The organism is Roseovarius sp. D0-M9 (assembly GCF_037083805.1).
Lineage (GTDB): Bacteria > Pseudomonadota > Alphaproteobacteria > Rhodobacterales > Rhodobacteraceae > Roseovarius.
The window spans coordinates 1-14,222 of sequence record NZ_JBAPKZ010000004.1 but is presented as its reverse complement, the minus strand read 5'-3'; the positions used below and the strand labels follow the sequence as shown (position 1 = coordinate 14,222).

Genomic DNA, 14,222 nt, shown 5'->3' with positions numbered 1-14,222 from the left:
GGGGTAGAGCGGGCGCCATGCTGACACCCTATGATCCGCCCATGACGCCGCTGGATGTCGTCCACGAAGACTTCGAGGTGCTGGCGGTTGTCAAACCGGCCGGCCTCTTGTCGGTGCCGGGCCGGGGCGATCACCTAGCCGACTGCCTGCTCTCGCGCGTGCAGGCGGCCTTTCCCACCGCGCTTCTGGTACATCGGCTGGACCGGGACACATCGGGCGTGATGGTCTTTGGGATAACGCCCCATGCGCAGCGGTTCCTGTCGACGCAGTTTCAGGAGCGCCGCGCGCGCAAGACCTATGTGGCCCGTGTGGCGGGGCGCATGGAGGGGAAGAAGGGCGAGGTGGATCTGCCGCTGATCGTCGATTGGCCAAATCGCCCGCGCCAGATGGTGTGCCATGAGACGGGTAAGCCGTCGCTGACGGAATATCGTGTGATGAAGGCCGCAGAGACGGAAAGCCGTGTGCGCCTCTGGCCCAGGACGGGACGGACGCATCAGCTGCGCGTGCATATGCTGGCGCTGGGTCACCCCATTCTGGGCGATCCGATCTATGCGCCCGATGACAGCCATGCCCGCATGATGCTGCATGCCGAAGAGTTGCGCATCAACCACCCTGAAAGTGGGCGGGGCATGTCGTTTCGCGCCAAGGCGCCTTTTTAGCACGCGGGGGCTAGCGCAGCACGCGGTCGGTCAGGTTGAGGCGGTTGGCGATGATGGGGGTAAGGGTTCTGGCAAGCTCGGGCTCGCGCTCCTGCATCTGGGCAAGCTCGTCGAGGCGGTTGGCGGCGACGAGCTGTAGCGCGTCGTTGCGGGTGCTGCCGTCTGGGTGGCGCGGCAGGGCGGCTACGGGCTGGATCGCCTCCGGCCTCGGCTGGGGGGCAATCTCCGCCAGCGCATCGGCGTCTAGCGTCGTTTCCACGAAGGCATAGAGACCTACGCCCTTGGCGGGCAGGGCGTAGGTGGCGAGGGCCACGTCCGTCACATTGCGGTGCGCCATGAGCGCCGCCGTCAGGGCCGGGCCATCGCGCTGGATGCGGTCTTCGGTGCCCTCGCCATCGGACCAGTTCATCAGGCGGCGCGTGATGAAGTTGTAGGCCCGTTTGCCCGTCGCCATCCAGATGCGCGACGGCAGCGCCTTTTGCGCCAGCATCCGGCGCTCGGACGGGGTCAGAAGGCCGGGCGCATAGGCGCGTTTCTGCTTCAGCAGGTGGCGCAGATCCTCGCGGGCCATGACGCGGAAAAGACGCCCGCGCCTGCGGTGAACCGAGGCCAGTTGAAAGTCTATGACGGCGGCCTCACCCTCGGGGGTCATCAGCCAGTTCTGCGGCTTGGCGATATCATTATGCGTCACGCCCGCGCGGCGCATCTCGCGCAGAAGGCGCTTGGCGTCGCGGTACCATGCGGCATCCGAAGGCTGGGCCAGTTGCAGCGGCGTGCCGCGGGTCCAACTGCGCAAGAGGCCGGTTTTGTCGACGCGCACGAGGGCAGGGCAGCCCTTGATCCCCTTCACGGCGCGCAGGCCGCGTATTTCCTTGCGGGCTAGCGTCCAGGCGACGGGGCGGGCGTACCATGGCACCGTGTCCAGCTTGCGCAGGACGACCGGATAGTCCGGGATGCCTTCGAGTTCCCCCGAGATCGTCTCGGAGAAGATGTCACGCTTGTGCACCGTCTTTGGAACGAATGCGGCTGCGGCGATGTCACTGGATGAGGGGTCTGGCAGGCTCATGGTTCCTGTCCTAGACGGTTTTTGCGCGCGGGCCCAGACCCTGCTGAGCGGGGCGAAAGGGGCCGGATCACTCCGGCCCCTTTGCGTGTCACTGCGCCGGGATCAGGCGGCTTTGGGGTCGTAGCCCGAGACGGATTTCACCTCGATGAAATCCTCGATGCCCCACGGGCCACCCTCGCGGCCGTTGCCCGACTGCTTCATGCCGCCAAAGGGCGCGCCCTGTCCACGGCTCTGGCCGTTGACCTCGACCATGCCAGCGCGGAGCGCGCGGGCGACACGGGCGGCGCGGCCCTTGTCCTGCGTTTGCAGATAATCGGTGAGGCCGTAGGGCGTGTTGTTGGCGATGGCGATGCCCTCTTCTTCGGTGTCGAAGGGGATGATCGCCAAGACCGGGCCGAAGATCTCTTCGCGGGCGATAACCATGTTGTTGTTCACATCCGCAAAGACCGTCGGTTTGACATAAAAGCCGCGGTTGAGGCCATCGGGGCGACCGACGCCGCCTGCGACGAGGCGCGCGCCCTCGTCGATGCCCTGCTGGATCAGGTCCTGGATCTTGTCGAACTGGACTTGGTTGACCACGGGGCCCATGTGATCGCCCTCTTCGCTGGCCGGGCCGACCTTGATCGAATTGGCGATCGCGGCGGCCTTTTCGACGGCGGAGTCATACACGTCGCGCTGCACGATCATGCGGGTCGGCGCGTTGCACGACTGGCCCGAGTTGTTCATGCAGTGGCGCACACCGCGCTCGACAGCCTCGCTGTCGGCATCGGAGAAGACGAGGTTCGCACCCTTGCCGCCCAGCTCGAGGCTGACGCGCTTGAGCGTGTCTGCCGCGCCTTTCGAGATCAGCTTGCCCGCGCGGGACGAGCCGGTGAAGCTGATCATGTCGACATCTGGATGCTCGGTCAGTTGGGTGCCGACGCCGACGCCGTCGCCGTTGACCAGATTGAACACGCCGGGGGGGAAGCCCGCCTCGTGCATCATCTCGGCAAAGACCATCGACGACAGGGGCGATTCCTCGGAAGGTTTCAGAACCATGGTGCAGCCCGCGACGGCCGCCGCGATCACCTTGAGCGTCACCTGATTCATCGGCCAGTTCCACGGCGTGATCAGGGCGGCAACGCCGATCGGCTCGTTGCGGATGTAGCTGCCGGGGGTGTCGGGATCGTGCGGATGCTCGAACTGGTACTCCTTGGCGGCCTTGAGGAAGGCGGCGATATGGCCCAAGCCTGCGGCAGCCTGCTGCTCGCGTGCCAGCTCGATGGGGGCGCCCATTTCAAGGCTGATGGCCTGCGCCATATCCTCGGCGCGGGCGGCATAGACCTTTTGCAGTTTTTCGACCAGCGCGATGCGCTCGGCGGGCGTGGTGTTCATCCACGCCGGAAAGGCGGCCTTGGCGGCGGAAACGGCAGCGTCGGTATCGGCTGCGCCGCCCAGGGTGATGACCGCGCAGGGCTCTTCGGTGGAGGGGTCGATGACGTGGCAGTCATTGGGGCTGGCGGGGTCCGTCCAGTGCCCGTTGATGTAGAATTGACGCTTCTCGATCATGTTGTGTCTCCGTTTGAACGTTCCGTAAATACTATGTCTCGCTGGCGGTTTGCGCCTTGCCCCATGACATAGCCCCGGCACCGACAGCCTGCAAGGTGGGCGGCGCCCGGCGGGGGGTGCAATTCAGGCCAGAGCGGCTTATCTTGCGCCGTAGAAAGACAAATGAAACATCACAGGAAAGGACAGCCGCCATGGCCCTTCGCATCAATGACACCGTCCCTGATTTCACTGCCGAGACCGATCAGGGCACGATCAGCTTTCATGACTTCATCGGTGACAGCTGGGCGATCCTGTTTTCCCATCCCAAGGATTTCACCCCTGTCTGCACCACCGAATTCGGCGCCGTTGCCCGACTGAGCGACGAGTGGGCCAAGCGCGGCACCAAGGTGATCGGCGTCTCGGTCGACGGTGTCGAGGACCACAAGAAGTGGAAGGCCGACATCGAGCAGGTCGCTGGCACCGGCGCGGGATTCCCCATCATCGCGGATGCGGGGCTGGAGGTGTCCAAGGCCTTCGACATGCTGCCCGCGGAGGCATATCTGCCCGATGGCCGCACCCCCAATGACAGCGCCACGGTGCGCAGCGTCTTCATCATCGGCCCGGACAAGAAGCTGAAACTGTCGATGACCTACCCGATGAATGTCGGCCGCAACTTTGCCGAGGTGTTGCGCGCGCTCGACGGTTTGCAGACGGCGGCCAGCGCCGGTGTGGCGACGCCCGCCGATTGGCAGGTGGGCGAGGATGTGGTCATCCCGGCCACGCTGAACGATGCGGACGCCAAGGAGAAGTTTGGCGATTTCACCACCGTTCTGCCCTATCTGCGCATGACCAAGCTCAAGGCCTGAACCGCGCTCGTCGCGCGCCAGCACGTCCCCGAACATGAGAAGGCCCCGGCAATGTGCCGGGGCCTTTGGTCATTCAGGCGCAAGCCGATGATGGCTGGCTGGCGTGATGCGAGCCAGCTCTTCCAAGGTGGTGCTCGGCGCATGTCGCGCTAGCGCGCACGCCCACCGCTTTTCGCCATGACGCGCACAGGCACGCCGCGTCCGCCGCGGGGCTCGTCATCGTCGTCCTTTTCGGTCATCAACATGATCGCGACACCGCATTGGACCCCGGCAAAGACGATGCCGTTGAGGATCCAGAACACCGTCACTGCCATCACGCCGATGTCGGATGTGCTGATCAGATGCCACAGGTTTGCGACGTTCAGCCACAAAAGTGCGATCGTGAAGAGCGCGGAAAGCGCGAATCCGATGGTGCAATGCAGGATGTAGAAACGGGCAATCTTGGGCATGGCTGCCTCCCTCCGTTAGAATTGAAGTCTACTCCAATATCGCCTGTAATCAAGCTTGATGACCGGATTGGCGCTTGCCTGCCATTGAAAGTGTGGCAAGCGCGTGCCGCGACGGGCAGGTTTTGATGTGTGCAGGCAGGCGCGCATAGGCCCGCGCCCTTGATCCGGCGCAGGGTGATAATTGCGCAAATCTTCGCGCACGGCGGCCTCGCGCGGGCGCCTTTTCGCGCAAGCCCCTCATCATTTGCTTGTCAGTTGCGGCGAATCCGGGCCTTAAACGTGCCAAGGAATCCTATGGAGACATCCCGGATCATGATCCTGCGCGCCGCTTTTGTTGCCTCCCTCGTCTTTGTTGCCGCGTGTTCCAGCACCCCGCCGGCAAACGGCCCAAAGGACTCCCGCAGCGCCTCGGCCGCGCTTTATCCCGGAGAGACGCCCGAAATCCGGCAATTGGTCAACAAATACGCCGATCACTACGAGGTGCCCCGCCCGCTGGTGCACAAGGTGATCCAGCGCGAGAGCGATTATCGCCCCCATGCGCGCAATGGCCCCTACTTTGGCATGATGCAGATCCTGCCCGCCACGGCGCGCGGCATGGGATTTGCCGGCAGGGATACCGACCTGCTGGACCCCGACACCAATCTGCATTTTGCGGTGAAATACCTGCGCGGCGCGTGGCTGGTCTCGGACGGTGATATTGACGAGGCGGTGATGTGGTATGCGCGCGGATACTACTACGAGGCGCGCAATCGCTGCCTTCTGGTCGAAACAGAGCTTCGGGACCGCGAGATCGCCAAACATTGTAGATAAGCGCTGTTTCCGCGCTATTGCACCTCGCTTTTTCTTGCCCGTGATTTTGAAGCAAATTGGCGCAACTTGGCTTTTGCATGGCGATGCGCGCTGGGCTAATCTCTGATTGTCGGGCCAGGAAGGCCGGAACCTATTCCAGAATACACGTGTGGTGCTTGGGAGCACGTGGGGTGGCGGAGGGTTTCGGTGTTTGCCGGAACCCTCCGTTTTTATGCATATGCGGTCCGCGCCAACGTCTCGCGCACGGAAACGGAAAAAGGCCCCGCCGAAGCAGGGCCTTCACCTGAAATCTCAAATATCTCGCCAGCTCGCGGATCAGCTGTCCAGTTCGGTGGTGCATTTACGCACCTCATAGACCGCGTCCGAGGCACCCGACATATCCACGACGAATGCCTGCGGCGTTTCAGGCAAGACGGTCAATTCACCGCCCGCCTCGATATCCTGGACGAACTCAGCGTTGTTCACGAGGACATAGCCACCCTCGTAGCCATCTTCGAGGCTTGCACCAACGCCGGTCGCCATACCGGAGTAAAGGTTGCCATTGGCGATGAACGCAACCTCCTGTTCGCTGGGAATGGCCATCGCATCGCGACCAAAGAGGCCCAGATAGCCGGCGGTTTCATCCTCGGTAAATCCGAATTGCACGATTGCGCCCGACTCGGCCTTGTAGGAGGCAAAGCACGAGCCCTTGGTGACATTTTCGCGGATGGTCCATGCGCCAGCGTCGCGGAATTCGGCAATCTCGTCGCTGCGCTCGGGCAGGACATCCTCGGGCGCTGCGGAAAGGGGGGCGGCGAAGGCGATTGTGAGGGCGCCAACGGCGGTAAGAAGCTTGGTCATAAGATTTCTCCATAATTCCTGCCATCGCGCGTGACGCATCGCATGATGCTGAAGATACTGCCTCGCGCTGCATTACCGGCTTAACCCCGCGTTAAGCAAAAGGTTCCATTCAGAGCAACAGGTTGGCCGGTTTATGCGTCGATGCCAGCCATGTCGCACAGGATACGCCACGCCTCCGGCGTGACGGGCTGCACCGACAGGCGCGGCTGGCGCACCAGTGCCATTTCGGCAAGGCGCGGGTCGGCCTTGATCGCATCGAGTGTGACGGGCGTGACCACGGGCATGACGGCGCGGATATCGACGCATTCCCAGCGGTCATCGCCGGAGGTGCTGTCGGGATGCGCCTCGGCGCAGACCTCGACGATGCCGACGATCGCGCGCTCGTTCTGGCTGTGATAGAAGAAGCCCCGATCGCCCACGGCCATCTGGCGCATGACGTTGCGCGCCTGATAGTTGCGCACGCCGTCCCATTCCTCACCGGCATCGCCGCGCGCCACCTGATCGTCCCAGCTCCAGGCAGACGGCTCGGATTTGAATAGCCAATAGGCCATGGCGCTCAGATCACCTTTTTCCAAGGGATCAACTCGGCCGAGGCGAACAGCCCGGCCTGCGCATAGGGATCTGCGGCGGCCCATGCCTTGGCCGCGGCCATGTCCGCGACATCGAGCACGACGAGCGAGCCGCACATCTGGCCCTCATCATCCAGCAGCGGCCCTGCATGCGATACGGCATCCGAGGATTTGAGGTAGGCGACATGCGCGTCGCGCGTATCGAGGCGGACTTGCAGCGCGCCGGGTTTGTCGCGGGCGATGAGGGCGATCAGCATATGAGCTCCTTGATGATGCTTGGTCGGTATGATGTCTGTTTGGGCGCAGACTATAGCGGGGCGGCGCGGCGCGCAATTTACGCTTTGGCGCCTTTGCGCCCCGAGCCCAGCATCGCGGGCGCGGCACTGTCCAGTGGCCAGCGGGGCCGCGCGGCGAGTGTCATGTCATCGCGCTGGCCCGCGCGCAACAGTTCGGCCCCCGCATAGGCAATCATCGCGGCGTTATCGGTGCAGAGTGCAAGCGGCGGCGCGATGAACTGCACGCCGGCCGCCTCGGCCACCTCGACCAGCGCGCTGCGGATGGCCTGATTGGCTGCGACCCCGCCCGCGACGGCGATCACGCGCAGATCGGGGAAGCTCGCCAGTGCGCGGCGTGTTTTCTCGGCCAGAACCTCCTGCATCGCGGCCTGAAACCCGGCGCAGAGGTCGCGCCGGTCCTGCACCGTCAAACCGCCCTTGACGGCCACAATCGCATCCCGCGCGCGCAGCAGGGCCGTTTTCAGCCCCGAAAAGGACATATCGCAGCCGGGGCGGTCCAGCATCGGGCGCGGAAATATATGGCGCGCGGCATCGCCGAGCGCCGCCTCAGCCTCGACTGCGGGGCCGCCGGGCTGGGGCAGCCCCAAAAGGCGCGCCGTCTTGTCAAAAGCCTCGCCGGGGGCGTCGTCGATGGTGCCACCAAGGCGCATGAAGTCTTGCGGGCCATCCACGCGCAGAAACTGGCAATGCCCGCCCGACACCAGCAGCATGAGGTAGGGGTAGGGCACATTGTCCGTCAGGCGCGGCGTCAGAGCATGCCCTGCCAGATGGTTGACCCCGATCAGGGGCAGGTCCGCGCCTGCGGCCAACCCCTTGGCACACATCACCCCCGACATGACGCCCCCGATGAGGCCCGGCCCGGCGGTTACGGCAATGGCGTCCATGTCGCGAAGCCCTAGGCCCGATGCGCGCAGCACCTCGGCCACGCAAACGTCCAGCTTTTCGGCATGGGCGCGGGCCGCGATCTCGGGCACGACGCCGCCAAAGGCCGCGTGCAGTTGCCCTTGGCCATGCACCGTCTGGGCGAGGATCTGCGCGCTATCGCCCACGCGCAGGATTGCCGCTGCGGTGTCGTCACAGCTGCTCTCCAGTCCGAGGATGGTCAGGGGGTCGTTCATCTTTTCCGCCTGTTGCGTGGCCGCCGTTGCGTGACCACCGCGCAGGGCGTATCACTTGGATGACTGCCTCACAACTGCGGAGCCGCGCCTTGCCCCCCACCGTGCTGATCACGCGGCCCGAACCCTATGGGGCCGAATTCGCGGCCTTGCTGCGGGCCGCGCCGGGGGGCGATGTGCCGGTGATCCTGTCGCCTGCGCTGGTGATCGAGGCGGCGGGCGCCTTGCCCGGCCTTGATGGCTATCACTGGCTGATCTTTACCTCGCGCAGTGGCGTGCGCCAGTTCGTGGCGCTCAGCGAGCGGCGCGATATTCCGGTCTATGCAGTGGGCGATGCCACTGCCCAGGAGGCGCGCGGCGCGGGGATGCGGGCGATTTCCTGCAGCGGCGACGCGGGCGATCTGCTGTCCCGAATCCGCGCGGACGGGGTGCGCGGCCCCATGCTGCACCTGCGCGGAGAGCATGCGGCGGCGAATGTGGCCGGGGCGCTGCGCGATGCAGGCATTCCGGCGGATGAGGCGGTGATCTATGCGCAACGGCGCGCGCCGCTGAGCGCGGAGGCACGCGCCTGCCTTGATGGCTCGGCGCCGGTCATCGCGCCAGTTTTTTCTCCGCGCAGTGCGGCGGCGCTCTTTGCCGATGGGCCGCCGCGCGCGCCACTGGTGGTCCTGGCGATCAGCGCGGCGGCGGCGGCGCGGGTGCCCGAGAGGGCGCATGGCGCCGCCGCGCAGACCGTGATCGTGGCAGAGCGCCCGGATGCTGCGGCCATGCTGCGCGCCTGGCCCGCGGCGCTGTCGGCGGCCTATCGCCTTGAGGGAACAATGCGCCCGCAGTAAGGTTGGCTGGCTGAGCAATTCGGGCAGATTCGAAAGGGACACGCGACGTGGTAGATAAAAAAGGGTCCGGGGACAGTCCGAACAGCAAGCCGGGTCGCGATGAGACCTCGAAGTCCCGCAGCCCGGATGATGCGACAAATAGCGCAAAGTCAGACGAGGCCGGGGCGCAAACGCCGAAAACAGAACCCTCCGAACCCGCGGGTCAAGGCGCGGGTGCGACCGAAGGCAGCAAGCCGAGCGCCACCAAGGCGAGTGCGCCCAAGCGCGGAGCCAAGTCCAGCGCCGCCAAATCTACGGCTGCCAAGTCAACCACGACCAAATCCACCGCAGCAAAATCCACGACATCGAAATCATCTGCGGCAAAATCTGCGGCGGACACATCAACATCGGGCAAGCCCGCGTCGTCCACACCCCCTGCTTCGCCAAAAGCCGAAGGCGCCACTTCCACCGGGGTGCAGTCCACGACGCCCGCCTCCGAGACATCCGAGGACGGCAGCGCCGGCACTGCATCCACCGCAACGCCAACAGCCGCTACGAGCATTCCCAAGAGCGAGACGTCAAAGCCAGCCGCCGGCAGCGCCCCCGCATCCACGCCGTCCCAGACCGCCGCGGTGCAAACGGGCGCTTCTGCGACCTCTCAACCCGGCACCCAGGCGCCCAAGGAAGCCACTTCCGGGCAGGCGAGTTCCGGGCAGACGACTTCTGGGCAGACCGCGTCGGGGCCGGGCGCCAAGGCAGCGCCCTCGGGTGGCCAAGGCGCGGCCGGCCAGAGCGCACAGCGCACCACGGCCCCCGCACGGCAGCGCAAGGGCGGGTTCTTTGCGCTCTTTCTGGGCGGCGTCTGCGCCGCGGCCATCGGCTTTGGCGCCGCTTATTATGTTCTGCCGCAAATGGGTATCATGACGCCCGCTGGCGCCGGGGGCGACGATCTGGCCGCCCGCCTTGACGCTCAATCCGAGCGCATTGACGCACTCTCGGCCCAAGTGGCCGACCAGCCCGGCGCGCCCGAGGCCCCCGATCTGAGCGGGATCGAAAGCAGCCAGCAGGCGCTCGAGGGCACCGTCGCAGACCTGTCGGATCAGATCAGCGCGCTGAGCCAGCGCCTCGATCAGGTCGAGGCGCAGCCCGCGGCCGACGGCTCGGGGGTGTCGGCGAGCCAGCTGAATGCACTGCAAAACACCCTGTCGCAGCAGGGTGAGCAATTGGCCGCGCTGACCCGCGAGGCCGAAGAGGCCGACAATGCCGCGCGCGCCGCCGCCCAGCAGGCCCTGCGCCGCGCCGCGCTCACACGTATCCGCACCGCGCTTGACACAGGCTCTGGCTTTGCAGAGGCGCTGGGCGATCTGGAGCGGGCGGGCATGGCCACGCCCGACGCGCTTCAGGAGGTCGCCGAGACCGGCGCCCCGACCCAAGCCGCTCTTCAGGAGGCGTTTGCCCCTGCCGCACGCGCCGCATTGTCCGCCGCGCGTGGCACAGGCGCCGAGGCGGCCGATCCGGGCTTCTGGTCCTTCATGTCGGACCAGCTGGGCGCACGCTCGCTTGAGCGCAAGGAGGGGCCGGGCACGGATGCGATCCTGTCGCGCGTCGAGGATGATCTGAGACAAGGCGAACTGGAAAGCGCACTGAACGAAGTGGAGACGCTGCCGGATCCCGCCAAGGCCGAGCTTTCGGATTGGGCCGCAGATGCGCGCGCCCGGTTGCAAGCGCTTGCCGCCCATGACGCGCTTGCCGCGAAACTGAACTGAAAGGGCCAGCCCCAATGCTGTGGTCAATCATCAAGATCGTCGTTTTCCTGGCCCTCGTGGTCATGGTCACTTTCGGCGCCTCCTACCTGCTGGAACTGGATGGCGGTGTGCGCATCGTCATGGCAGGGGTCGAGCTGAACCTGACCCCGCTCAAGGCGGTGCTGGCACTGTCGCTGCTGATCCTTGCGCTTTGGCTGCTGCTCAAGCTGTCGGCGCTGGTGATCGCGGTGCTGAAATTCATCAATGGTGATGAGACTGCCATTTCGCGGTATTTTGACCGCAACCGACAGGAAAAGGGCTACCGCGCGCTCTCTGAGGGCATGATGGCGCTGGCCTCGGGGGAGGGCGACGTTGCGATGGCGCGCGCCGCCAAGGCCGAGCGCTATCTGCGCAAGCCCGCGCTGACCAATCTGGTCACCGCGCAGGCCGCCGAGATGTCGGGTAATCGCGCCAAGGCCGAGGAAGTCTACAAACGCTTGCTCAAGGATGATCGCACGCGGTTTGTCGGCGTGCGCGGCATCCTGCGCCAAAAGCTCGCCGATGGTGATACCGACACCGCGCTGAAACTGGCGCAGACCGCCTTTGGCCTCAAGCCGGCGCATCCCGAGATTCAGGACACGCTGCTGCGCTTGCAGACGGGGCACGAGGATTGGGCAGGTGCGCGCGCAACGCTGAATGCCAAGCTCAAGCATGGCAACATCCCCCGCGACGTCCACAAACGCCGCGACGCGGTGCTGGCCTTGTCGGCAGCGCGCGATATCGCCGTGGAAGGCAAGACTGTCGAAGCGCGCGAGGCCTCGATCGAGGCCAACCGTCTGTCGCCGCACCTGATCCCCGCCGCCGTCATGGCCGCGCGCAGCTACATCGCCCAAGGCGCGCCGCGCTATGCCGCCCGCGTGATCCGCAAGGCATGGGATCAGCAGCCGCATCCCGATCTGGCTGCCGCCTTTGCCGCCATCGCCCCCGAAGAGACACCACAGCAGCGGCTCAAGCGCTTTGCCAAGCTGACAAATGCGCGCCCTGATCACCGCGAATCGAAACTCGTCGAGGCCGAGCTGAACCTCGCCGCCGAGGATTTCCCCGGTGCGCGCCGCGCGCTGGGCGATCTGGTGGAAAAAGATCCCGACGCGCGGGTCCTCACGATCATGGCCGCCATCGAGCGCGGCGAGGGTGCCGCCGACCGGGTTGTCAAAGGCTGGCTTGCCCGCGCCATGGCCGCGCCGCGCGGCCCGCAATGGATCTGCGCCAAGTGCCAGCACATCCACGGCGACTGGTCCCCGGCCTGCGAGCATTGCGAGGCCTTCGATACGCTGGAATGGAAAACACCGCCGCAAAACGATGTGACCTCGCCCACTGGCATCGAGATGCTGCCCCTCATCATGGGCGATCTCGACGAGGCCAGCGCGACGGATGTGGCCAGCGTGGTCGATGCCGAAGTGGTTCAGGACCCGCCCGAAGAGCGTGAGAAAAAGGAAGGGTCCGAGCCTGAAAAATAGTCTTGGCCCGCCCCGCCGGCGGTGCTATAGCGCCGTCACCCGAGGCGCAGTGCCGGTCCCCTGACCCGTGTATTGCCCCGCCAAGGGCCGCTGTAGCTCAGCTGGTAGAGCACGTCATTCGTAATGATGGGGTCGTAGGTTCGAGTCCTATCAGCGGCACCACTATTTTAGCTAGCTGACTGCTTACATTCCCGCTCTTGACCGGAAGTGGGAGCCGTAGATGATACCTGCAATCATTTCACCCGCGTTGACCTTGGGTTGAGACGGGGTGCTCGACGTCACCGCAGGGAAAACCCAAGGAATGCGCCGGGGGAAGAGGGCAAGGCCACTCGCGCCTTCGCATCGCCCGAAGTGGTTGGGCGCCCGCCACAATTTCCGGGGTCAGTCTCAGCGGGGATAACCGAACGCGTCGATCAAACCCCAGATGTCGCGGTTCACCTTTCCAAGCTCGTCTATGGCGGTGATGATCCCATCGGCCGCCGAGGTGTCCATCGGGGCCATCTGCCCCATCTTCAGGCTGTCCTTGCGATCTGCGATCCGCATGAGGATGGTGCGCGGATTCTCCCCCTCGCTGTCGAAGGCGTAAATACAATGGTTATAGCGATTGCGCAGGGCCGAATGCCCTTGGATGCGTGAGGTGAGCGCCAGCGTGCGCGTCCGCTGGTCCACGTCGATGCGCGGCAGCTTGGCCAGCCGTTCAACCAGGTCGATCCGGGCGCGGGCCGTGCTGAGTGTCAGAAACACGACCGTCGCAGTTTCCTTGTCCATTTTGCCGAGGCCCGCGATGAGGTGTATCAGCAGGCTCTCGGTATTGGACCATGCGTAGTTCAGCTTGCCGATCAGCAGCAAAAAGGTGTCGAAATCGGGCGCATGCGCCGCGCCGGTCATGATGAGCGCCCCGAAGCGTGCTGTGACTGCGACAGATACCACAGGGTCGCTTCGGTGCGGTTGCTGACCCCCAGCTTGGCGATGATGTGGTGCATGTGCAGCTTGACCGTATGTTGCGATAGGCTCAGGTCCTCGGCGATGATCTTGTTCGGCTTGCCTGCGGCGGCTGCGCGCAGGACTTCGCGTTCGCGCGCGGTCAGATGCACTTCCTGCTGCGCGTTATGCGACCGGTCCTGGCCGTTGGGTGTCGAAGGCGTTGCCGGCGCCGGGGCCTCGCGCGCGTTGTCGATCAAATTGGCTGGCACGTATCGCTCGCCCCAGACCAGGAGACGCAGCACGGACAGCCAGCAATCCATTTCCACCCCCATTGGCAGAAAGCCGACATCCCTTGAACAGGGGTGGTCACAAGCCTCCCTGATCAGGCGCAGGGCTGCGGCGCGATTGCGGTAGGCCAGCGCCATGAACGCCTGCGGAAATTTTTGCTTGAGGCTTGGAATGGCGACTTGAAGATCGTCCAGCATCCCTTCGTAGACGACAATCAGTCGCACCTCCGCCGCCGCCGCGTCATCCAGTGCCGACAGATCGGCCAAGGTCGGCAGGCGCTGAAATGTGATGCAAGTGATTTCCTCATTCGCCAGCTTGATGGCGATGTCGGAAAAGCACAGTGCGCTTCCAATGAATATCCCCCGAAGGGATCTCTGAGAGTCGGCAATATCTTGCAACATAACGATACTCGTCTCTTTGGCCCATAACCACGTCCGGCGCAGCAACCTGTATCTTTGACATCTGGCCCTAATTTATCTGGGCATTTGCACAGTGCGGTGACAGATGCGCCTGCATCGATCGACAGGCTCGGTCAGGGTCGTGCGCTACGAAAGTCGAGTAGCCCATAAGCGGCTCTGTCGAATGTAATTGTCATCTGGCAACGTCAGGGAAAATGCGTCGAGAACTAAGGCTTCTTCGCGGTTTGTGTGGGTGTGCGGGTCTCCGGTCAGTTCACGACCACACCAGATGTTGTGTCGTAGGGTGACGCGGGCAGGTGCTTGAGCCGACCGGCGAC

Annotated in this window: 16 protein-coding genes and 1 tRNA gene; 7 read left to right on the top strand and 10 right to left on the bottom strand. The window is 64.7% G+C overall.

Annotation, left to right across the window (positions count from 1 at the left end; all coding sequences use genetic code 11):
* The first annotated feature begins 17 nt into the window (after window positions 1-17).
* A complete protein-coding gene (locus V8352_RS04170; RefSeq protein ID WP_336423008.1) occupies window positions 18-659 on the top strand; it encodes a pseudouridine synthase in 642 nt (213 codons plus the stop codon).
* 10 nt (window positions 660-669) lie between these two features.
* Here the strand turns inward: V8352_RS04170 and V8352_RS04165 are convergent, their stop codons facing one another.
* Window positions 670-1,725: a serine/threonine protein kinase gene (locus V8352_RS04165; protein WP_336423007.1), complete on the bottom strand. Its 1,056-nt coding sequence runs from the start codon at window positions 1,723-1,725 to the stop codon at window positions 670-672.
* Between the two features lie 102 nt (window positions 1,726-1,827).
* A complete protein-coding gene (locus tag V8352_RS04160; protein WP_336423006.1) occupies window positions 1,828-3,273 on the bottom strand; it encodes an aldehyde dehydrogenase family protein in 1,446 nt (481 codons plus the stop codon).
* A gap of 191 nt (window positions 3,274-3,464) precedes the next feature.
* Here V8352_RS04160 and V8352_RS04155 point away from each other — a divergent pair, with 191 nt between their 5' ends.
* Complete coding sequence (locus V8352_RS04155; protein WP_336423005.1) at window positions 3,465-4,118, top strand: peroxiredoxin; 654 nt, start codon at window positions 3,465-3,467, stop codon at window positions 4,116-4,118.
* 149 nt (window positions 4,119-4,267) lie between these two features.
* Here the strand turns inward: V8352_RS04155 and V8352_RS04150 are convergent, their stop codons facing one another.
* The gene (locus tag V8352_RS04150; protein ID WP_336423004.1) at window positions 4,268-4,567 is read right to left on the bottom strand and encodes a hypothetical protein; all 300 of its coding nucleotides are present in this window, start codon (window positions 4,565-4,567) and stop codon (window positions 4,268-4,270) included.
* Window positions 4,568-4,861: 294 nt separating this feature from the next.
* Between V8352_RS04150 and V8352_RS04145 the strand changes: the two genes are divergently transcribed.
* Window positions 4,862-5,377: a transglycosylase SLT domain-containing protein gene (locus V8352_RS04145; RefSeq protein ID WP_336423003.1), complete on the top strand. Its 516-nt coding sequence runs from the start codon at window positions 4,862-4,864 to the stop codon at window positions 5,375-5,377.
* Between the two features lie 315 nt (window positions 5,378-5,692).
* Here the strand turns inward: V8352_RS04145 and V8352_RS04140 are convergent, their stop codons facing one another.
* The 4 genes from V8352_RS04140 to tsaD all read right to left on the bottom strand — a co-directional run bounded on the left by V8352_RS04140 (window position 5,693) and on the right by tsaD (window position 8,200).
* Window positions 5,693-6,217, bottom strand: a complete 525-nt coding sequence (locus V8352_RS04140; RefSeq protein WP_336423002.1) for a hypothetical protein — start codon at window positions 6,215-6,217, stop codon at window positions 5,693-5,695.
* A gap of 131 nt (window positions 6,218-6,348) precedes the next feature.
* The gene (locus tag V8352_RS04135) at window positions 6,349-6,768 is read right to left on the bottom strand and encodes an EVE domain-containing protein (RefSeq protein ID WP_336423001.1); all 420 of its coding nucleotides are present in this window, start codon (window positions 6,766-6,768) and stop codon (window positions 6,349-6,351) included.
* 5 nt (window positions 6,769-6,773) lie between these two features.
* Window positions 6,774-7,043 (bottom strand): YciI family protein, encoded by a 270-nt coding sequence (locus V8352_RS04130; protein ID WP_336423000.1) that lies wholly within the window; start codon window positions 7,041-7,043, stop codon window positions 6,774-6,776.
* 77 nt (window positions 7,044-7,120) lie between these two features.
* Window positions 7,121-8,200, bottom strand: a complete 1,080-nt coding sequence (tsaD, locus tag V8352_RS04125; protein ID WP_336422999.1) for a tRNA (adenosine(37)-N6)-threonylcarbamoyltransferase complex transferase subunit TsaD — start codon at window positions 8,198-8,200, stop codon at window positions 7,121-7,123.
* An 89-nt stretch (window positions 8,201-8,289) separates the two neighbouring features.
* Here tsaD and V8352_RS04120 point away from each other — a divergent pair, with 89 nt between their 5' ends.
* Window positions 8,290-9,033, top strand: a complete 744-nt coding sequence (locus tag V8352_RS04120; RefSeq protein ID WP_336422998.1) for a uroporphyrinogen-III synthase — start codon at window positions 8,290-8,292, stop codon at window positions 9,031-9,033.
* 202 nt (window positions 9,034-9,235) lie between these two features.
* Here the strand turns inward: V8352_RS04120 and V8352_RS04115 are convergent, their stop codons facing one another.
* A complete protein-coding gene (locus V8352_RS04115; protein WP_336422997.1) occupies window positions 9,236-9,496 on the bottom strand; it encodes a hypothetical protein in 261 nt (86 codons plus the stop codon).
* Between V8352_RS04115 and V8352_RS04110 the strand changes: the two genes are divergently transcribed.
* The 3 genes from V8352_RS04110 to V8352_RS04100 all read left to right on the top strand — a co-directional run bounded on the left by V8352_RS04110 (window position 9,486) and on the right by V8352_RS04100 (window position 12,436).
* Window positions 9,486-10,778 carry a COG4223 family protein gene (locus V8352_RS04110; protein ID WP_336422996.1) on the top strand — a complete coding sequence of 431 codons (1,293 nt, stop codon included), beginning with the start codon at window positions 9,486-9,488 and terminating at the stop codon, window positions 10,776-10,778. The two genes, V8352_RS04115 and V8352_RS04110, sit on opposite strands and share 11 nt — an antisense overlap.
* A gap of 14 nt (window positions 10,779-10,792) precedes the next feature.
* The gene (locus V8352_RS04105; protein ID WP_336422995.1) at window positions 10,793-12,274 is read left to right on the top strand and encodes a heme biosynthesis protein HemY; all 1,482 of its coding nucleotides are present in this window, start codon (window positions 10,793-10,795) and stop codon (window positions 12,272-12,274) included.
* Window positions 12,275-12,360: 86 nt separating this feature from the next.
* Window positions 12,361-12,436, top strand: a tRNA-Thr gene (locus tag V8352_RS04100).
* A gap of 225 nt (window positions 12,437-12,661) precedes the next feature.
* Here the strand turns inward: V8352_RS04100 and V8352_RS04095 are convergent.
* On the bottom strand, window positions 12,662-13,162 hold the full coding sequence (locus V8352_RS04095) for a hypothetical protein (RefSeq protein ID WP_336422994.1): 501 nt from the start codon (window positions 13,160-13,162) through the stop codon (window positions 12,662-12,664).
* Window positions 13,159-13,887, bottom strand: a complete 729-nt coding sequence (locus tag V8352_RS04090; RefSeq protein WP_336422993.1) for a helix-turn-helix transcriptional regulator — start codon at window positions 13,885-13,887, stop codon at window positions 13,159-13,161. The genes V8352_RS04095 and V8352_RS04090 overlap by 4 nt, the downstream gene beginning before the upstream one ends.
* Between the last annotated feature and the right edge of the window lie 335 nt (window positions 13,888-14,222).